Here is an 18,117-nt window from a genome sequence, read left to right on the forward strand (position 1 = left end):
CTGGGTCCCGGCGCTTCCTAGTGCCCCCGTTACAGCTGCTCGAAACGACTTAACCCATTGGGGAACCCGGTCAAGGCGTCATCTGTTCCTTGACTTCGCGGGCGGAAGTGATTGGGATATCTCAGCTTCCGGCGTGTGGTGAGGTGAACTACACTTCTGCCAAAGCAAGCCCGGGCGATCCCCGGAACTCCTAACCTGAGGCTATTCACATGGTGACCTACATCGTCCGGCGGCTTGTGACCGCCGTACTCATCTTGTTTGGGGCATCCTTCCTCGTCTACCAGCTCACGGCCCTCTCGGGCGACCCGCTGGCCGACCTGAGGGAGAGCAACCTCCCCAACAAGGATGCCCTGATGCAGCAGCGGATCGAGAACCTCGATCTGACGACCCCAGCACCGATCCGCTTCTTCAAGTGGCTCGGCGGCGCCGCGCAGTGCATCGTGCCGTTCGTCGGCCGCTGCGACCTGGGGCTCATGCTCAACGGCGAGCCCGTGACCCAGGCGCTGGCCCGCGCGGCCGGGCAGACGATCCTGCTGATCACCGCGGCCACCGTGCTCGCGATCATCATCGGCATCTCGCTTGGCATCATCACGGCGCTGAAGCAGTACAGCACCCTGGACTACTCGGTCACCTTCATGGCCTTCCTCTTCTTCTCGCTCCCGATCTTCTGGATCGCGGTGCTCCTGAAGGAGTTCGGCGCGATCGGCTTCAACAACTTCCTGCGGGACCCGCAGTTCTCGCCGACCTCGATCGTCATCGGCTCCGCGTTCGTCGGCGTCATGGTGGTCCTGTTCATGAGCGGCACTTGGCTCAAGCGCATCATCGGCTTCGCCATCGGCGCGGCCGTCACCGCTGGCCTCATGGTCCTGCTGTCCGTGACCGGCTGGTTCACCAACCCGGGCCTCGGACCGATCCTGATCGCCCTGACCGGCGCCGGCGCCGCGTACCTCGTGACGCAGCTGACCGCTGGCGTGCAGAACCGCAAGGCCCTCTACTCGGCGCTCATCATGGTGCCGATCGGGCTCGTCGGCTACTACGTGCTCAACCCGATGTTCGGCGGCATCACGACCCTCGGGATCGTCCTGCTGGCCGTCGGGGCCATCCTCGTCGGCTGCGCCGTCGGCTGGCTCATGGGCGGGTTCGACCGAGGGCAGTCGATGCGCGCCGCCGCCCTCGCCGGCTTCCTGATCGCCGGCATCGTGGTGCTCGACCGCTTTATGGTCGAGTGGCCGAACTACTTCAACAACGGGCGCATCCGCGGCCGGCCGATCGCCACGATCGGCGCCTCGACGCCGAACCTCGAGGGCAACTGGTGGATCCAGAGCCTGGACACGTTCACGCACCTGCTGCTGCCGACGATCGCCCTGGTCCTGCTCTCGCTGGCGTCCTACTCCCGCTACTCGCGGGCGTCGATGCTGGAGATCATGCAGATGGACTACATCCGCACGGCCCGGGCCAAGGGCCTGCCCGAGCGGACGGTCGTCATGCGCCACGCGTTCCGCAACGCGCTCATCCCGCTCGCCACGCTCGTGGCCTTCGACATCGGCGGACTCATCGGCGGCGCGGTGATCACCGAGCGGGTGTTCGCCTTCACGGGCATGGGCAACCTCTTCGTCGCCTCGCTCGCGCCGATTCCCGATCCGAACCCCGTGATGGGCGTCTTCCTGATCGTCGGCATCGTGGCCCTGGTCTTCAACCTGATCGCCGACCTCGTCTACTCCGTCCTCGATCCACGCGTAAGGGTGAAAGCATGACAACCGCGAATCCCGTGACCCCCTCCGGCCAGGCGCCGGAAGAGCCCTCGGCCGTGGTCCTGAAGGAAGAGACCAAGGGCCTGTCCCAGGGCGCCATCATCCGCAAGCGCTTCTTCGGGAACACCCCCGCGATCGTGTCCATGGTGGTGTTCGTCGGCATCGTGCTCCTCGCGTTCACCTCGATCGGCTTCGCCGGCATCCCCGGCTGGTGGAAGTACAACCACACCGGCTTCACGGGCCAGGTCAACGGCGGCGCACCGACGTTCGTGCACCTGTTCAACTGGGGCGACCACCCCTTCGGCCAGGACCGGATCGGCCGCGACTACTTCGCCATGACGATGCGCGGCACGCAGCAGTCGATCATGATCATGTTCGTGATCGGCGCCGTCGGCGGCTTCATCGGCGTCGTCGTGGGCGCGGTCTCCGGCTACTTCCGCGGCTGGATCGAGGCCGTGCTGATGCGCCTCGTCGACGTCATCATCATCATCCCGCTGCTGCTCCTGGCCGCCGTCCTGGGCCGCATCGCCGGCCAGCAGGTCCAGGGCAACGCGGCGACGATCGCGCTCGGCGTGTTCGTCGGCCTCATCATCTGGACGGGCCTGTCCCGTCTGGTCCGCGGCGAGTTCCTGACCCTGCGCGAGCGCGAGTTCGTGGACGCAGCCCGGATCGCGGGCGCCTCCAACACGCGGATCATCTTCAAGCACATCCTGCCCAACGCGGTCGGCGTGATCATCGTCAACGTGACGCTGCTGATGGCCTCGGCCATCCTGCTCGAGACGGGCCTGTCCTACCTGGGCCTCGGAGTGAAGGCGCCGGACGTCTCGCTGGGCTCGCTGATCTCCAACAACCAGGAGGCGTTCACGACGCGTCCGTGGCTGTTCTGGTTCCCGGGCCTGTTCATCGTGGCCATCTGCCTCAGCATCAACTTCATCGGCGACGGCCTGCGCGACGCGTTCGACCCGCGGCAGAAGAAGTTCAACGCCAAGAAGGCCAAGGACCGCGGCGTCCACGGCTCCGCGACGGCGGCCAACGACAAGCCCTCGGGTACGACGCCGGTGCAGGGCTCCGGCGGGACCGCCCAGCCGGGTACGGGGCAGCCGTAGGCGGCGCCGGGGGCGCGGGGGCCGCGCCCCCGGACCGCCCCCGAGGCCGCTAGAGGACCGAAGGCAGCAGGAAGCTCGCGACGAGAAGGACCAGGAGGACCGCCAGATGCAGCACATGAACCCGCCGTACGGGCCGTGCCTGGTCCGTCTTGTCGACGTCGAGCAGGCCGGCCTCTGCGAGCCGGTCGAGGCGGCGGCGGACCGCTGCGGCCGCCACGCCCGAGTCGCTGGTCGGCAGGTCGCCGGGGCGCACGCTGGAGTAACGCGCGCCGGAGCCGTCCCGCTCCTCGGCCTTCGCCGAGCGGCGCATTTGGCGGAAGCTGGACGTCGCACCGGGGGCCGGTGCCGCCCAGGCGGTGTAGCGGGCGCGTGGCGTGACGAGCGTCAGGGCGTACTTCGTGTCCACCGCGATGATCGCGTCCCACGGGACGGTGAGCGATTGCAGGGGATTGACGAGCGTCACGCCCGGTCCGCCCACCACGACCTTGGGGAACCAGAACAGCAGCCACACCACGTAGGCCACCACGACGAGCGGCAGCGCGGCCGGCCAGGACCGCAGCCCGCCGCCGATGAGGACCGCCACGGCGCCGACGGCGCAACCGGCCATCAGGACCACGGACAGGATCCTGGACAGGTGGGGGCGGAACTCGGCGTCTGGGGCATCCAGCGGGGCATTCATAACACCTATAGTTTCAGCATTCCCGACGCGGTAGTAATCGGCGCCACAAGCGCCGGGCGGCGGGGACGAACCGGACCACGGCCGGAAGGAAATGAGTAACACATGAGCGAGAACACCCTGGGCACCACGGGAGCCGGCCACGGCACCGCGTCGTCACGCCAGCCGGTGCTGGAGGTCAAGGACCTCTGCGTCGACTTCGGCGTCGACAAGGAGTGGGTGCCGGCCGCGATCGACCTGAACTACCACGTCAACGCGGGCGAGGTCCTGGCGATCGTGGGCGAGTCCGGTTCGGGCAAGTCGGCGAGCTCCATGGCCCTGCTGGGACTGCTGCCGAGCAACAGCCGCGTCCGCGGCGAGGTCAAGCTCAACGGCAAGTCGCTGCTGGGCATGAACACGGCCAACCTGCGCTCGGTGCGGGGCAACGACGTCGCAGTGATCTTCCAGGAGCCGATGACGGCGCTGAACCCCGTGTACACCGTGGGCTTCCAGATCATGGAGACCCTGCGGCTGCACAACCCGATCTCGCCCTCGCAGGCGGAGAAGCGCGCCCTGGAAATGCTCGAGCTCGTCGAGCTCCCGGACCCCGCCAAGGCGTTCCGCTCCTACCCGCACCAGCTCTCCGGCGGCCAGCGCCAGCGCGCGATGATCGCCCAGTCACTGTCCTGCGACCCCAAGCTGCTCATCGCGGACGAGCCGACCACGGCCCTCGACGTCACCGTCCAGGCGGAGATCCTGGACCTGATGCGCAACCTGCGCACCAAGCTCAACTCGGCGATCGTGCTCATCACGCACGACATGGGCGTGGTCGCCGACCTGTCCGACCGCATCGCCGTCATGCGCCATGGGCGCATCGTCGAGACGGGCTCGTCGCGGGACATCTTCAACGCGCCGCAGCACCCCTACACGCAGCAGCTCCTGGCCGCCGTGCCGAAGCTCGGCGCGGGCAGCGACCAGGACGAGGCGGTGGACATCAGCGCCTCCGTCGCGGCGGCGACGCACATCGAGCTCGACGTCGTGGACCACGAGAAGCTGGAGATCCGCGAGCGAGAGGTCCTCGCCGGCCTCGAGATCGCCGAGCAGCAGGCCGCGGAGGCGGACGCCCGTCCCGTCGTGCTGGAGCTGAAGAACGTCGCCATCGAGTACCCGAAGCAGGGCCGCGTTCCGGCGTTCCGCGCCGTCGAGGGGGCCGACCTGACGGTCCACCAGGGCCAGGTCGTCGGGCTCGTGGGCGAGTCCGGTTCGGGCAAGACGACGATCGGCCGTGCCGCCGTCGGGCTCCTGCCCGTCGCGGAGGGCCAGCTGATCGTCAACGGCCGCGACATCTCCAACCTCAAGCCGACCTCCAAGGAGCTGTACGAGGTCCGCCGCCAGATCGGCATGGTCTTCCAGGACCCGTCGAGCTCGCTCAACCCCCGCCTGCCGATCGGCGAGTCGATCGGCGAGCCCATGTACCTCGCGGGCGTGGCCAAGGGCGCGGCCCTGCAGAAGCGCATCGAGGTCCTGCTCGACCAGGTGGAGCTGCCGCGCAACTACCGCAACCGCTACCCGCACGAGCTCTCCGGCGGCCAGAAGCAGCGCGTCGGCATCGCCCGCGCCCTGTCGTTGGAGCCCAAGCTCATGGTCGCCGACGAGCCGACCTCGGCGCTCGACGTGTCCGTGCAGGCCAAGGTGCTCGAGCTCTTCCAGCAGCTGCAGCGCGAGATGGGCTTTGCGAGCCTGTTCGTCACGCACGACCTCGCCGTGATCGACGTGCTCGCGGACCACATCGTCGTGATGCGCCACGGCGCGATCGTGGAGCAGGGGCCGCGCGACGAGGTCCTGCGCCGCCCGAAGGACCTCTACACTCAGCGCCTCATGGCCGCCGTCCCGGTCCCGGACCCGGACGAGCAGCGGGAGCGCCGCGAGCTGCGGGCCAAGCTCCTGGCGGACGCCGAGGCGTCCTAGCTGGCCGGGGCCTCCGCGCCGCCGGCCAGGAGCCGCTCGCTGCGCATCAGGCCCCGCAGGCGCAGCTCCTCCAGGAAGCGCTCCGCGGCGATCCGGTGCCCGGCCTCGTCGAGGTGCGCCCGGTCGAGCAGGTGCCCGCCGAGGTCCTCGGTGGTGATCCAGTCGCCGGCGGAGATGAAGGCCAGTCCGGCGTCGCGCGCGGCGGTGCCCACGGCGGCGTCGACCGCGTGGCGCCGGCCTCCGCCGTCCTCGAGCGAGCGTGCGAGCGTGCCGACCACCAGGATCGTGCTGGTGGGGTAGCTGCGCCGCACCTCCTCGACGAGCCCGGTCACGCCCGCGTGGACCTCGGCGTCCGATGCCCCGGCGCGGGCGTCGTTGCCGCCGCCCTGCAGGACCACGAGCCCCACGTCGCCGTGGGGGAGGAGCCACTGCTGGGCGCGCAGGGCGTCGGCGTAGTCGAGGTACGGGGGACGCGCCGCCGTGAAGCCCGTGCCGCCGCGGCCGCGGAAGACGACGTCGTACCCGGCCGCCGTGAGCGCGAGCCGGGGCCACGTGGCCTCGCCGGGCACGCCCGCCGCTCCGTCCGACTGCGAATCGCCGATCAGGACGGCGAGCCGGCGCGGCTCCGGGTATTCGAGCTCCTGGCGTCCGCTCGCGGCGTTGAAGACCGTGCCCGTGCTCCCGGCGTCCGACCAGCCGAGGGCGGCCGGTTGCACGGCTCCCCGCGCCACGGCCGGTCCCTGCTCGGCACCCTGCGCCAGGACCCCGGCGCCTGCCGCGACGGCCAGCAGCGCGCCCGCGGCCACGGCCGCCCAGACCACGCGCGGCCGACGGTGTGCACTCCCCATGTGGGCACCCTTTCCCCCTCTACGGCCGCGACGCGGCAGTGAGAACAGTCTGCGGCCCGACGACCCCGCCGCGGTAGGGGCACACGGGCCTGTTTGGGTCAATTTTTGGCAACGGTTTAGAATGGTGGATTGGGTCAGCCGTGGCCCCGACACACTGACCCTTTCCCCCATTCAGAAGCGAGCGCAAGAACGCATGTCAGATTTCACCTCGGCGGCCAACACCGCACGTCGCGAAGACCTCCGGAACGTCGCCATCGTCGCGCACGTCGACCATGGCAAGACCACGCTCGTGGACGCCATGCTGGGCCAGACCGGCGCCTTCTCCTCCCACGGGGAGACCGAAGAGCGCGTCATGGACTCGGGTGAGCTCGAGCGCGAGAAGGGCATCACGATCCTGGCGAAGAACACCACCGTGTTCTACTCCGGCCCCTCCGCCCAGGGCAAGAACGTCCTCATCAACGTCATCGACACCCCCGGCCACGCCGACTTCGGCGGTGAGGTCGAGCGCGGGCTGTCCATGGTGGACGGCGTCGTGCTCCTCGTCGACGCCTCCGAGGGCCCGCTGCCGCAGACCCGGTTCGTGCTCCGCAAGGCGCTGACCGCCAAGCTGCCCGTGGTCCTCGTCGTCAACAAGACCGACCGCCCCGACGCCCGCATCGACGGCGTCGTCTCCGACTCCATGGACCTGCTGCTGGGCCTGGCCTCCGACCTCGCCGACGAGGTCCCGGACCTCGACCTGGACTCCGTGCTGAACGTCCCCGTCGTGTACGCCTCCGGCAAGGCCGGCCGCGCCTCGCTGACGCAGCCCGCCGACGGCACGCTCCCGGACTCCGAGGACCTCGAGCCGCTGTTCGCGACCATCATGGAGCACGTCCCCGCCCCGTCCTACAATCCGGACGAGGTCCTGCAGGCGCACGTGACCAACCTGGACGCCTCCCCGTTCCTGGGCCGCCTTGCGCTGCTGCGCATCTTCAACGGCACCCTGCGCAAGGGCCAGCAGGTCGCCTGGGCCCGCCAGGACGGCCAGCTCAAGACCGTCAAGATCACCGAGCTGCTCGCCACCAAGGGCCTCGCCCGCGTCCCGGCCGAGGAGGCCGGGCCCGGTGAGATCGTCGCCGTCGCCGGCATCGAGGACATCATGATCGGCGAGACCCTCACCGACCTCGAGAACCCCAAGCCGCTGCCGCTGATCACCGTCGACGATCCCGCGATCTCCATGACGATCGGCATCAACACCTCGCCGCTGGCCGGCAAGGTCAAGGGCGCCAAGGTCACGGCCCGCCAGGTCAAGGACCGCCTCGACAAGGAGCTCATCGGCAACGTCTCGCTCAAGGTCCTCCCGACCGAGCGCCCGGACGCCTGGGAGGTCCAGGGCCGCGGCGAGCTCGCCCTGGCGATCCTCGTCGAGCAGATGCGCCGCGAGGGCTTCGAGCTCACCGTCGGCAAGCCGCAGGTCGTCACCCGGATCGTCGACGGCAAGGTCCACGAGCCCATGGAACACATGACGATCGACGTGCCGGAGGAGTACCTCGGCAACGTCACGCAGCTGCTCGCCGCCCGCAAGGGCCGCATGACCAACATGTCCAACCACGGCACCGGCTGGGTCCGGATGGAGTTCAGCGTCCCCGCCCGCGGCCTGATCGGCTTCCGCACCCAGTTCCTCACGGACACGCGCGGCGCCGGCATCGCGGCGTCGATCGCCGAGGGCTACGAGCCCTGGGCCGGCGAGATCGAGTACCGCACCAACGGCTCCATGGTCGCGGACCGCGCCGGCGTCGTGACGCCGTTTGCGATGATCAACCTCCAGGAACGCGGCAGCTTCTTCGTCCAGCCGACCTCGGAGGTCTACGAGGGCATGATCGTGGGCGAGAACTCGCGCGCCGACGACATGGACGTGAACATCACCAAGGAGAAGAAGCTCACCAACATGCGTGCGGCCTCCTCCGACTCGTTCGAGAACCTGACCCCGCCGCGCACCCTCACGCTCGAGGAGTCCCTCGAGTTCGCCCGCGAGGACGAGTGCGTCGAGGTGACCCCGGAGTCCATCCGCATCCGCAAGGTCATCCTCAACGCGAGCGAGCGGGCCAAGGCCGCCCGGGCCCGTGCCCGCGCCTAGCAGGTCCCTGCTTCCGGCGGCCACCGCGGTCATCGCCGCGCTGGTCGCCGGAGGCCTGTCCTCCGTCGTGGGAACCATGCTGCACGCGCAGCTCTCCTACGCGGGGGACGTCCCCGTGCCCTGGGGCGCCGTCCTGGCGCTCGTCTTCACGGGAAGCATGCTGGTCCTGGCCGCCGCCTACTCCGAGCGGCTCTGGGCCGCCGCGCTCGGCGGCGTCACGGCCTACGTCCTGACGGCCTGGACGGCGCTGGACACCCGCAACCGGCTCATCGTCTCGTGGGCCAACGCCGAGCAGCTGCCCGGGCCCGCGCTGGCCGGGGCCCTGTGGATGTACGGGATCGTGGCGGCGACCGTCGTCGCGCTCTTCATCGCCGCACGCGTGCTGCGCCGACGCTAGGAGCCCGGCCGGCGCGCCGAGGCGTCGTGGCCGCCCATGCTGCGCCGGGGCCCGCCCCGTTGCGCGCCCGGCAGGCGCGGTCCAGCTCAGTTGGCCGTCTGGTCCAGGTGGTGGGCCACGAAGAGGGACGTCGCCACGCCGTTCTCGTCCGAGGGGCGCAGGGCGTAGTCGGAGAGCACGCCCTTGATCCGCTCCAGCAGCTCCCGCTGGTCGTCCTCGGTGAGCTTGAGCCCCACGCGCAGGACCTGGATCTCGTTCGGCGCGAGCCCATCGATCTCCTGCAGGAACGTCTCGACGAGCACGGGTGCCGCGTCCGGAAGCTTGGTGCCCCACGACATGCGCGTGCTCCGGTAGGGGACCTCCTTGGCGCCGCGGTTGCCGCGGCGGGCCGGCTCGGCCTCGAGGTAGCCCGTCGACAACAGGGTGCGTACGTGGTGCAGCGACGTGGCCGGATTGATGTCCAGGAGGTCGGCGATCTCCTTGTTGGTGCGGGCCTTGTGCAGGCACAGCCGGAGGATGCGCAGCCGGATCGGCGAGCTCAGGGCCCGTGCGCGTGCTTGCAGCTCCTCGTCTGTTGCCATATGTTCAGCATACGGTAAAAAACATCACTGATTGACATCATCAAATCGCATAGCTAGGTTTTTATGACCTCCTCAGGGCTTCAGTCTCAACCGGCCCCGGATGGAAACGGAGGCTCCGAGATGGGCGGGGACTCCAGTGGCTACGACGAGGTGGCCGACACCGGACGTCCCCTGCACCGGGACGCTAATTTCATGGTCTTCTGGGCGGGGCAGGCGCTCAGTCAGTTCGGCGCGCAGCTCGGTCTGCTCGCCATGCCCGTACTCGCCGTGGCGCTGCTGCACGCGAGCGAGTGGGAGGTCGGCGTCCTGAACGCGGCCAACACCGCGGCCTTCCTGGCCGTAGGGCTCCCCGTCGGCGCGTGGGTCGACCGGTGGTGCAAGCGACCCGTGATGATCCGGGCCGACCTGGCCCGGGCACTGCTCCTGGCCGTCATCCCGCTGGCCTGGTACCTCGGCGTTCTCGAGGTCTGGCACTTGTGGGTGGTGGCGCTGCTGCTGGGCGTGGCGACCGTGTTCTTCGACGTGTCCTACCAGTCCTACATCCCGTGGATCGTGCACCGGGGGCGGATCTCGGAGGCCAACGCCCGCCTCGAGACCACGGGTCAGGTCTCGCGGCTCGCGGGGCCCGCCGCGGCGGGCACCCTGCTCGGGATCGTCGCCGCGCCCGTGTTGTTCATCGGCCAGGCGGTCGGCTACGTCCTCTCGGCGCTGTGCCTGTGGCGCGTGCGGGACCGGGAGGAGCCGGCCGATGCGCGTCCGCCGGACCTGCGGGCGGAGATCGCGGAGGGACTCGGCTACGTGCTCCGCCACCCGCTCATCGGGCGCATCGCGGCGGCGACCGCCATCACCAACTTCTTCAGCACGATCCTCTTCACGCTCGCCCCGATCCTGGTCCTGCGCACGCTCGGCCTGGACCCGGTGCAGCTCGGGCTCGTCTACTCGATCGGTGCGGCGGGCGGCCTCCTGGCGGCGGCCATCACCCCGTGGGTCGCGGCCCGGCTGGGGGAGGGGACCTCGCTGCCGGTGGCCACGCTCGTCACCTCGGTGGGGATGGCCGGCTTCCCCCTGTCCGTGCTCGTGCCCGGGGCGTGGGCCTTCCCGTTGCTCGCGGCCTCGATGTTCGTCCTGACCATGGGCGTGCTCGTCTACAACATCATCCAGGTCAGCATGCGGCAGAAGATCTGCCCGCCGCGCCTCCTGGGCCGCATGAACGCCTCGATCCGCTTCCTCGTCTGGGGCGTCCTTCCCGTCGCCGCGCTCCTGGCCGGCGTCCTCGGCGAGGCGTGGGGGCCCGTCGCGGCGATGTGGGTCGGCGTCGCCGGCAGCGCGCTCGCGGCCGTTCCCCTGCTCTTGTCGCCGATCGCCCGCATGCGCACCCTCCCGGACGCGCCGGAGGACGACGCCGCGTAGGGCGTGGGCCGCGGATCGCCCGTTCAGGTCCGGGACAGGACGACGCCGGGGCCGCGCCGGCCGCGGTCCGGGTGCGGCGGGCGCGGGCTCACGGGGCGCGGCACCCGGCGGGCGTGTACCTCAGGCGCGGCGGGCGCGGCGCACGGGGGCGGGCGGCACCCGCTTGGCATGCGTCACGAGCCGCCGCTCGATCCGCACCTCGCCGTGGCGCGAGTCGACCGCGACGGTCGCCCCGTCGTCGTACAGCCCCGCGAAGCCGCCCAGCACGTCGGTCAGTCCCGGGCCTGGGCCGCCGGCGGGGGCGACACGGTACCGGACGACGATCCGCTCGCCGGGCCGCAGCGACTCAAAGAAGTCATATGACATGGAAAGCATCGTAATGTGCGGCAAGGCACGCCTCATCAGCGCGCCGGCCACGCGGGGACTAAGCTGGATGCAGGCGCCAGACGGATCCGTCCGGCGCGGCAACAGGTTCCAGCGAAGGAAGGCCCCGGGTCCCGTGACGTACATCATCGCCCAGCCGTGCGTAGACGTGAAAGACAAGGCCTGCGTCGACGAATGCCCCGTCGACTGCATCTACGAGGGCGAGCGCTCGCTGTACATCCACCCGGACGAATGCGTGGACTGCGGCGCCTGCGAGCCCGTGTGCCCCGTCGAGGCCATCTACTACGAGGACGACGTCCCCGACGAGTGGGCGGACTACTACAAGGCCAACGTCGAGTTCTTCGACGAGCTCGGCTCGCCCGGCGGCGCCGCGAAGCTCGGCAACACGGGTACCGACCACCCGTTCGTCGCCGCGCTGCCCCCGCAGAACGCCTAGCCGATGCTCACGCTCCCGGACTACCCGTGGGACACCCTGCTCCCGTACCGTGACCGCGCCGCGGCGCACCCCGGCGGGACCGTGGACCTCTCGATCGGCACGCCCGTCGATCCGACGCCGGAGCCCATCCGCGAGGCGCTGCGCGCCGCCGCCGACGCCCCCGGCTACCCGACGACCCACGGCACGCCGGCCCTCCGCGATGCGATCGCCGCCTGGTACGGCCGCCGCCGCCGCACCCCGGGGCTCGATCCCGCGCACGTCATGCCGACGGTCGGTTCCAAGGAGCTCGTGGCGTGGCTGCCGCTCCTGCTCGGGCTGGGTCCGGGCGACGTCGTCGTCCGACCCGAGACCGCCTACCCGACCTACGACATCGGCGCCCGGCTCGCCGGGGCCGAGGCCGTCGCCGCCGACCGGCTCGAGGAGCTGCCCGAGGACGTCCGCCGGCGCGTGCGGCTCGTCTGGACCAATTCTCCGGGCAACCCCACCGGGATCGTCCGCACGGCCGCCGAGCTGCGCGCGACCGTGGAGCAGGCACGGGCCCTCGGCGCCGTCGTCGCCTCCGACGAGTGCTACGCCGAGCTCGGTTGGGACGCATGGGAGGACGGCGTCCCGGGGCTGCTCGAGCCCGAGGTCTCCGGCGGCGACCTGACCTCGCTGCTCTCGGTGTACTCGCTGTCCAAGCAGTCCAACCTCGCGGGATACCGCGCCGCGTTCGTCGCCGGCGCTCCCGATCTGATGCCCGCGCTCGTGAACAACCGCAAGCACGCCGGCATGATCGTGCCGCGCCCCGTGCAGGAGGCCATGCGGGCCGCGCTCGGCGACGACGCCCACGTGCAGGCCCAGAAGGACCTCTACCGCGCCCGCCGCGCGCGGCTGCTGCCCGCCCTGCGCGGCTTCGGCCTGGACATCCGGCACTCGGAGGCCGGGCTCTACCTGTGGGCGAGCGCCGGAGAGGACACCTGGGCCACCGTCGGCCGCTTCGCGGACCTCGGGATCGTCGTCGGCCCCGGCAGCTTCTACGGGGCCGCGGGCGAAGGGCACGTGCGCGTCGCCCTGACCGCGACGGACGAGAGGATCGACGCCGCCGTCGAGCGGCTCACGGCCGCCGCCGGGGGCCTGTGAGGCCGTCCGGAGGCGCTCAACAGGGCGCCACGGATTAGTGAACCACGGCACTTCGACGGTACCGTGGCACCTGATTACTGCATTGTAGGAACTATCTGTACTCCGGTGAGGAGATGCCATGACGGACCAGAACCCTGCCCGGCTAGCGTTTGACGGAAGCGAGATCGACCTCCCGGTGGTCCCGGCGGTCGAGGGCAACAACGGCTTCGACGTCGCCACGCTGCTCAAGTCCACGGGAAACGTCACCTACGACCCCGGCTTCATGAACACCGCGGCCACGAAGTCCGCGATCACCTACATCGACGGCGATGCGGGCATCCTGCGCTACCGCGGCTACCCGATCGAGCAGCTGGCCGAGCACTCGAGCTTCCTCGAGACGTCCTACCTGCTCATCTACGGCGAGCTGCCCTCGCCGAGCGAGCTCGAGGCCTTCGACCAGAAGATCCGCCGCCACACCCTGCTCCACGAGGAGCTCAAGGGCTTCTTCGGCGGCTTCCCGCGCGACGCCCACCCGATGCCGGTGCTGTCCTCGGCCGTGTCCGCGTTGTCGACCTGGTATCAGGACTCGCTGGACCCGTTCGATCCCGAGCAGGTCGAGCTCTCCACGATCCGCCTCCTGGCCAAGGTCCCGGTCATCGCGGCCTACGCCCACAAGAAGTCGATCGGCCAGGCCCTGCTCTACCCGGACAACTCCATGAACCTCGTGGAGAACTTCATGCGCCTGAGCTTCGGCCTTGCCGCCGAGCCCTACGAGCTGGACCCGGAGCTGGTCAAGGCCCTGGATCTGCTGCTGGTGCTGCACGCCGACCACGAGCAGAACTGCTCCACCTCCACCGTGCGCCTCGTGGGCTCCTCCAACGCCAACATGTTCGCCTCGGTCTCCGCCGGCGTGAACGCGCTCTTCGGCCCCGCCCACGGCGGCGCCAACGAGGCCGTGCTGAAGATGCTGCGCAACATCCAGGCCGAGGGCATCAAGCCCGAGGACTACATGGAGAAGGTCAAGAACAAGGAGGACGGCGTCCGGCTCATGGGCTTCGGGCACCGCGTCTACAAGAACTACGACCCGCGCGCGAAGATCATCAAGAAGACGGCCCACGACATCCTCTCCAAGCTCGGCGGCAACGACGAGCTCCTGGACATCGCGATGCGCCTCGAGGAGAAGGCCCTCGCGGACGACTACTTCATCCAGCGCAAGCTGTACCCGAACGTCGATTTCTACACCGGCCTGATCTACAAGGCCATGGGCTTCCCGGAGAAGATGTTCACGGTGCTCTTCGCGATCGGCCGACTGCCCGGATGGATCGCCCAGTGGCGCGAGATGATCCAGGACCCGGCCCTGAAGATCGGCCGCCCTCGCCAGCTCTACGTGGGCGAGGGCGAGCGCAACTACCCGGTCCGCTAGGACCAGCGGGATCCCACGGGGTCCGCGCGGCGACGGCCGGCACCGGACGGTGCCGGCCGTTTCCGTACCCGATTCCGGCCGGGCGGGGCTAACCTTGGAACCGGGGGCCGACGGGCGAAGGAAGGTAGCCGATGTACGAACGCTCGGGGAACGGCTGGCGGGTGTCCGCCGGCACGCACGGGCAGATGCTCGTCGCCCTGTACCTGCGCGACCTGGCCGGCATCGACCACCCGGGGCTCCCGGTCCTCTCCCGGCTGGCACCCGTCGTCAAGCCCAGCGCCGCGGCGGAGCTCGCGCCGCACGCGGCCGGGGAGCTCAAGCAGGAGTGGCAGGGCTGGTGGCTGCGGATCCTGCAGGACGACGCCGGGACGGAGCAGCTCGTCGCCCCGCCCCATTTCCCGGCCTTCGCCGATTCCCCGACGCTGCAGCGGCTCCTGCGCGCCCACTACGGAACCGCCCTGACGTGGGCCCGGGCCAGGATGGACGAATACCGGGGCCTCAGCCGCGAGCACACGGTCTCGGGCCGCCGCCGCGTCATCGAGCAGCTCGTGGAGGAACGCTCACTCGAGCTGGACGGGGCGGAACAGGTCGTGGAGCTGCGCCTCGTGGAGCTCCCGCTCGCCGAGCGGCGCGCGTGGTTCGTGGAGCCCGGGACCGTGCTCATGAGCCAGGAGCTCCCGCTCGACGAGACCCTCTTCCGCAGCTACCTCGAGCCCATCGTCGAGCTCCTGCCGTAGCGCGGCCGCGCGTTGCCGCGAGACGAGCGGCACACCGGGTGCGCCGCGGCGCGTCGGCCGGGCCCCGGCGTCGTGCTCAGCCCTCGTCGGCGCCCTCGGCGACCGTGATGAGCACCTTGCCGTCCGTCGTCGGGGCGGGCACCCAGCGGTCCTCCGCGCGGTTCCACACCAGACCCGAGTGGGCGACCGAGACGCCCTGCTGCGCCGAGGCGTGGGCGACAGCCCATTGCGCCACGGCCCAGCCGAGGGGCTGGCCCGCGGTGACCTCGATGGTGCGGCCCGACGCCTCCACCTGGAGCCCGTCGCCGAAGTGCGCGAGCAGCTCCTCGCGCACGGCGGAGGCGTCCCCGGCCGCCGTCGTCCGCCGCAGGACGCAGTTCAGGGCGGCGGGGGAGTGCCCCGTCAGGGCCGAGGCGTACGCGCGGCCCTCCGGCTCGTGGTCGGCGTAGGCGAGCGGGTAGGCGCTGCGCTGGACCTTCTGCGCGGCGTCGGTGACCTCCATGGAGGCGAAGTCGAACGTCTCGAGCTCCTGGTAGAAGCGGTTCGCCGCGTAGACGGGGTCCATGACCTGGGCCTGCGTCCCCCAGCCCTGGGAGGGCCGCTGCTGGAACAGGCCGCGCGAATCGGGGCCGGCCGTGTCGCCGTAGTCGATGTTGCGCAGCTTCGATTCCTGCACGGCCGTCGCGATGCCGATCGTCGCGGCGCGCGCGGGCAGCCCCCGGTCGATCGACACCGCCGTGATGAGGGCCGCGTTCGCGGCCTGGTCCGGGGCGAGCTCGTGTTCGGAGGAGCCGACGACGGCGGTGCACCGCTCGCGCACGAGCGTCTGGCTCGCGTCGAAGTACCGTTCGGCGAAGTACACGCCGCCCGCGACGACCCCCGCGCCGAGGAGGAGCGCCGTGAAGGCGCGCAGCCTCCGGACGCGGCGGTGCCGCGCCCGGTGGTGGCCGTCGCGTCCCGCGCCGAGCCCGAAGACCGTGGCGTGTGGGTCAGTTGGCATGCAGGGCGGAGTTCAGCTCCACCGTCTGCCCCTGCCGGGGGAGGGCCTCGACGGCACCCGTCGTGGAGTTGCGGCGGAAGAGCAGGTTCGCCACGCCGGAGAGCTCGGCGGCCTTGACGGTGCGCTCCTGCAGCTGCACGCGCGTCCCGGCCGTGACGTAGAGCCCGGCCTCGACGACGCAGTCGTCTCCGACGGAGATTCCGACGCCCGAGTTCGCGCCGAGGAGCACACGCTCGCCGATCGTGATCCGCTCCTTGCCGCCGCCGGAGAGGGTGCCCATGATGGACGCGCCGCCGCCGACGTCGGATCCGTCGCCGACCACGACGGAGGCCGAGATCCGGCCTTCGACCATCGACGTGCCGAGCGTGCCCGCGTTGAAGTTCACGAAGCCCTCGTGCATGACCGTGGTGCCGGGGGCCAGGTGCGCCCCGAGCCGCACGCGGTCCGCGTCGGCGATCCGCACGCCGGAGGGCAGGACGTAGTCGACCATGCGCGGGAACTTGTCCACCCCGTAGACGCTGACCGCGCCGCGGCGGCGCAGCCTGAGCCGGGTGGCCTCGAAGCCGTCGACGGCGCACGGACCGAAGTTGGTCCAGACGACGTTGGTCAGCAGGCCGAAGACCCCGTCGAGGTTCAGGGAGTTCGGCGCGGCGAGGCGGTGGGAGAGCAGGTGCAGGCGCAGCCAGGCGTCGGCCGCGTCGGCCGGGGCCACATCGAGGTCGATCTCGAGGGAGACGACGCCCTGCGTGGTGCCGCGGTCGGCGTCGTCGGCGCGGACGGCCTCGAGCTCGCCGGCGATCTGCGCCGCTTCCGTCAGCGGTCCTGCGGAGGGGGCCGGGAACCAGACGTCGAGGACGGTGCCGTCGGCGGCGTAGGTCGCGAGACCGTGGCCGGAGGCGACGCGGACGGCGTCGCCGGAGTCGTTCTGGGCATGGCTGGGCTGGGCGGCTGCGGAAGTCATGCACCCATCGTAGCCGGGCGCCACCCCGTTAGGCTGGTGGCGTGAACTCCATGAACCCCTCCGCGGCCCCCGTACCTCCGGCGACCGGGGCGGACCACCCGCCGCTGGACCTCGCGGGCGATGTCGCGCTGCTCACCGCGGCGCTGCTCGACGTCGAATCGGTCTCCGGGAACGAGCGCGCCGTCGCCGACCTCGTCGAGGACGCGCTGCGCGGGCTCGGCCACCTGAGCGTGCACCGCGACGGAGACGCGGTCGTGGCCCGCACCCTGCTGGGCCGTCCCGAGCGGGTCGTGCTCGCCGGGCATCTGGACACCGTCCCGCTGCCGAGCGTTCCGGGGTCCCGCGGCACCGTGCCGTCGGCGTGGGACGGCGATGTCCTCTACGGGCGCGGCGCGACGGACATGAAGGGCGGCGTGGCCGTGCAGCTCGCGCTCGCGGCCGCCGTCCGCGAGCCCGTGCGGGACGTGACGTACGTCTTCTACGACCACGAGGAGGTCGAAGGCGCCAAGTCGGGCCTCGGCCGCCTGTTCCGCAACAGCCCGGAGCTGCTCGCCGGGGACTTCGCGATCCTTCTCGAGCCGACCGACGGAACGGTCGAGGGCGGCTGCAACGGGACCTCCCGCTTCCGGGTGTCCACGCGCGGACGTGCCGCGCACTCGGCCCGTGCCTGGATGGGCTCCAACGCCGTGCACGCGATGGGGGAGGCCCTCGCGCGCCTCGCGGCCTACGAGCCCGCGACCGTCGACGTCGACGGGCTCGCCTACCGCGAGTCCCTCAACGCCGTGTGGATCTCGGGGGGCATCGCCGGCAACGTCATTCCGGACGCGTGCGAGCTCGACGTCAACTACCGCTTCGCCCCGGACAAGACGGTGGACGAGGCGGAGGCGCACGTGCGGGAGGTCCTCGAGGGCTTCGAGCTCGTCCGGACCGACGGCGCACCCGGAGCCCGGCCCGGGCTCAACCATCCCGCGGCCGCCTCCTTCGTGGCGGCCGTCGGCGCCGAGCCGAAGCCCAAGTACGGCTGGACGGACGTGGCGCGGTTCTCCGAGCTGGGGATCCCGGCCGTGAACTTCGGTCCGGGGGACGCCCTTCTGGCCCATTCCGACGACGAGCACGTCACCGCGCAGGCGGTGCGCGACTGCTTCGACGCCTTGCGCCGCTGGCTCGAGCCGACGGCCTCGGTGTAGCTTTCGGGCGCCGCGGGCCGCCCGGGACGTCGGGGACGGCCGGCGACGCGGACAGG

17 protein-coding genes are annotated in these 18,117 nt (G+C 70.9%); 11 read left to right on the top strand and 6 right to left on the bottom strand.

From position 1 onward, the window contains the following. The first annotated feature begins 209 nt into the window (after positions 1-209). Both ACQ3I4_RS07065 and ACQ3I4_RS07070 read left to right on the top strand, forming a co-directional pair. On the top strand, positions 210-1,754 hold the full coding sequence (locus ACQ3I4_RS07065) for an ABC transporter permease (RefSeq protein WP_430633203.1): 1,545 nt from the start codon (positions 210-212) through the stop codon (positions 1,752-1,754). Beyond that, positions 1,751-2,857 (top strand): ABC transporter permease, encoded by a 1,107-nt coding sequence (locus tag ACQ3I4_RS07070; protein ID WP_430633204.1) that lies wholly within the window; start codon positions 1,751-1,753, stop codon positions 2,855-2,857. Before ACQ3I4_RS07065 ends, ACQ3I4_RS07070 begins: the two co-directional genes overlap by 4 nt. Before the next feature lie 49 nt (positions 2,858-2,906). Here ACQ3I4_RS07070 and ACQ3I4_RS07075 read toward each other — a convergent pair whose 3' ends face one another. After that, a complete protein-coding gene (locus ACQ3I4_RS07075) occupies positions 2,907-3,536 on the bottom strand; it encodes a PH domain-containing protein (RefSeq protein WP_329860385.1) in 630 nt (209 codons plus the stop codon). Between the two features lie 102 nt (positions 3,537-3,638). Between ACQ3I4_RS07075 and ACQ3I4_RS07080 the strand changes: the two genes are divergently transcribed. After that, positions 3,639-5,480, top strand: coding sequence for an ABC transporter ATP-binding protein (locus ACQ3I4_RS07080; RefSeq protein WP_430633205.1), 1,842 nt, complete (start codon positions 3,639-3,641; stop codon positions 5,478-5,480). On the opposite strand, the gene ACQ3I4_RS07085 is transcribed toward ACQ3I4_RS07080, so the two are convergent. Next, positions 5,477-6,328 (bottom strand): SGNH/GDSL hydrolase family protein, encoded by an 852-nt coding sequence (locus ACQ3I4_RS07085; protein ID WP_430633206.1) that lies wholly within the window; start codon positions 6,326-6,328, stop codon positions 5,477-5,479. The two genes, ACQ3I4_RS07080 and ACQ3I4_RS07085, sit on opposite strands and share 4 nt — an antisense overlap. Before the next feature lie 193 nt (positions 6,329-6,521). Here ACQ3I4_RS07085 and typA point away from each other — a divergent pair, with 193 nt between their 5' ends. Then, the gene (typA, locus tag ACQ3I4_RS07090) at positions 6,522-8,444 is read left to right on the top strand and encodes a translational GTPase TypA (RefSeq protein ID WP_329860379.1); all 1,923 of its coding nucleotides are present in this window, start codon (positions 6,522-6,524) and stop codon (positions 8,442-8,444) included. Next, positions 8,431-8,841, top strand: coding sequence for a hypothetical protein (locus tag ACQ3I4_RS07095; protein ID WP_329860378.1), 411 nt, complete (start codon positions 8,431-8,433; stop codon positions 8,839-8,841). Before typA ends, ACQ3I4_RS07095 begins: the two co-directional genes overlap by 14 nt. Positions 8,842-8,927: 86 nt before the next feature. Here the strand turns inward: ACQ3I4_RS07095 and ACQ3I4_RS07100 are convergent, their stop codons facing one another. Beyond that, positions 8,928-9,422: an ArsR/SmtB family transcription factor gene (locus tag ACQ3I4_RS07100; RefSeq protein WP_329860376.1), complete on the bottom strand. Its 495-nt coding sequence runs from the start codon at positions 9,420-9,422 to the stop codon at positions 8,928-8,930. Positions 9,423-9,542: 120 nt separating this feature from the next. Between ACQ3I4_RS07100 and ACQ3I4_RS07105 the strand changes: the two genes are divergently transcribed. Further along, positions 9,543-10,832 (top strand): MFS transporter, encoded by a 1,290-nt coding sequence (locus ACQ3I4_RS07105; protein ID WP_329860375.1) that lies wholly within the window; start codon positions 9,543-9,545, stop codon positions 10,830-10,832. 120 nt (positions 10,833-10,952) lie between these two features. On the opposite strand, the gene ACQ3I4_RS07110 is transcribed toward ACQ3I4_RS07105, so the two are convergent. Then, a complete protein-coding gene (locus ACQ3I4_RS07110) occupies positions 10,953-11,198 on the bottom strand; it encodes a hypothetical protein (RefSeq protein ID WP_329860374.1) in 246 nt (81 codons plus the stop codon). Between the two features lie 133 nt (positions 11,199-11,331). Between ACQ3I4_RS07110 and fdxA the strand changes: the two genes are divergently transcribed. From fdxA to ACQ3I4_RS07130, 4 genes are all read left to right on the top strand, one after another. Continuing rightward, entirely contained in the window at positions 11,332-11,652 is a 321-nt protein-coding gene (gene fdxA, locus ACQ3I4_RS07115) for a ferredoxin (RefSeq protein ID WP_329860373.1), read from the top strand. Between the two features lie 3 nt (positions 11,653-11,655). Next, positions 11,656-12,774 (top strand): succinyldiaminopimelate transaminase, encoded by a 1,119-nt coding sequence (gene dapC / locus ACQ3I4_RS07120; RefSeq protein WP_329860372.1) that lies wholly within the window; start codon positions 11,656-11,658, stop codon positions 12,772-12,774. A 118-nt stretch (positions 12,775-12,892) separates the two neighbouring features. Further along, the gene (locus ACQ3I4_RS07125; RefSeq protein ID WP_329860371.1) at positions 12,893-14,176 is read left to right on the top strand and encodes a citrate synthase; all 1,284 of its coding nucleotides are present in this window, start codon (positions 12,893-12,895) and stop codon (positions 14,174-14,176) included. A gap of 131 nt (positions 14,177-14,307) precedes the next feature. Then, entirely contained in the window at positions 14,308-14,913 is a 606-nt protein-coding gene (locus tag ACQ3I4_RS07130; RefSeq protein ID WP_430633207.1) for a hypothetical protein, read from the top strand. Between the two features lie 76 nt (positions 14,914-14,989). Here the strand turns inward: ACQ3I4_RS07130 and ACQ3I4_RS07135 are convergent, their stop codons facing one another. Both ACQ3I4_RS07135 and dapD read right to left on the bottom strand, forming a co-directional pair. Further along, complete coding sequence (locus ACQ3I4_RS07135) at positions 14,990-15,913, bottom strand: hypothetical protein (protein WP_329860368.1); 924 nt, start codon at positions 15,911-15,913, stop codon at positions 14,990-14,992. After that, entirely contained in the window at positions 15,903-16,874 is a 972-nt protein-coding gene (dapD, locus tag ACQ3I4_RS07140; protein WP_430633208.1) for a 2,3,4,5-tetrahydropyridine-2,6-dicarboxylate N-succinyltransferase, read from the bottom strand. Before dapD ends, ACQ3I4_RS07135 begins: the two co-directional genes overlap by 11 nt. A gap of 50 nt (positions 16,875-16,924) precedes the next feature. On the opposite strand from dapD, the gene dapE reads away from it, so the two are divergent. Beyond that, the gene (gene dapE, locus ACQ3I4_RS07145) at positions 16,925-18,061 is read left to right on the top strand and encodes a succinyl-diaminopimelate desuccinylase (RefSeq protein ID WP_329860683.1); all 1,137 of its coding nucleotides are present in this window, start codon (positions 16,925-16,927) and stop codon (positions 18,059-18,061) included. Positions 18,062-18,117: the final 56 nt, after the last annotated feature.

The sequence above is a fragment of the Zafaria sp. Z1313 genome (assembly GCF_050563205.1).
Taxonomy (GTDB): Bacteria; Actinomycetota; Actinomycetes; order Actinomycetales; family Micrococcaceae; genus JAZDCJ01.

Excerpts from the sequence above, each read along its gene's own strand:
- ACQ3I4_RS07085 (WP_430633206.1), bottom strand. The coding sequence starts at position 6,328 with ATGGGGAGTGCACACCGTCGGCCGCGCGTGGTCTGGGCGGCCGTGGCC.
- ACQ3I4_RS07075 (WP_329860385.1), bottom strand. The coding sequence starts at position 3,536 with ATGAATGCCCCGCTGGATGCCCCAGACGCCGAGTTCCGCCCCCACCTG.
- ACQ3I4_RS07125 (WP_329860371.1), top strand. The coding sequence starts at position 12,893 with ATGACGGACCAGAACCCTGCCCGGCTAGCGTTTGACGGAAGCGAGATC.
- dapD (WP_430633208.1), bottom strand. The coding sequence starts at position 16,874 with ATGACTTCCGCAGCCGCCCAGCCCAGCCATGCCCAGAACGACTCCGGC.
- ACQ3I4_RS07065 (WP_430633203.1), top strand. The coding sequence starts at position 210 with ATGGTGACCTACATCGTCCGGCGGCTTGTGACCGCCGTACTCATCTTG.
- dapC (WP_329860372.1), top strand. The coding sequence starts at position 11,656 with ATGCTCACGCTCCCGGACTACCCGTGGGACACCCTGCTCCCGTACCGT.
- ACQ3I4_RS07110 (WP_329860374.1), bottom strand. The coding sequence starts at position 11,198 with ATGTCATATGACTTCTTTGAGTCGCTGCGGCCCGGCGAGCGGATCGTC.
- ACQ3I4_RS07130 (WP_430633207.1), top strand. The coding sequence starts at position 14,308 with ATGTACGAACGCTCGGGGAACGGCTGGCGGGTGTCCGCCGGCACGCAC.
- ACQ3I4_RS07135 (WP_329860368.1), bottom strand. The coding sequence starts at position 15,913 with ATGCCAACTGACCCACACGCCACGGTCTTCGGGCTCGGCGCGGGACGC.
- typA (WP_329860379.1), top strand. The coding sequence starts at position 6,522 with ATGTCAGATTTCACCTCGGCGGCCAACACCGCACGTCGCGAAGACCTC.
- ACQ3I4_RS07080 (WP_430633205.1), top strand. The coding sequence starts at position 3,639 with ATGAGCGAGAACACCCTGGGCACCACGGGAGCCGGCCACGGCACCGCG.
- ACQ3I4_RS07100 (WP_329860376.1), bottom strand. The coding sequence starts at position 9,422 with ATGGCAACAGACGAGGAGCTGCAAGCACGCGCACGGGCCCTGAGCTCG.
- ACQ3I4_RS07070 (WP_430633204.1), top strand. The coding sequence starts at position 1,751 with ATGACAACCGCGAATCCCGTGACCCCCTCCGGCCAGGCGCCGGAAGAG.
- dapE (WP_329860683.1), top strand. The coding sequence starts at position 16,925 with ATGAACCCCTCCGCGGCCCCCGTACCTCCGGCGACCGGGGCGGACCAC.
- ACQ3I4_RS07105 (WP_329860375.1), top strand. The coding sequence starts at position 9,543 with ATGGGCGGGGACTCCAGTGGCTACGACGAGGTGGCCGACACCGGACGT.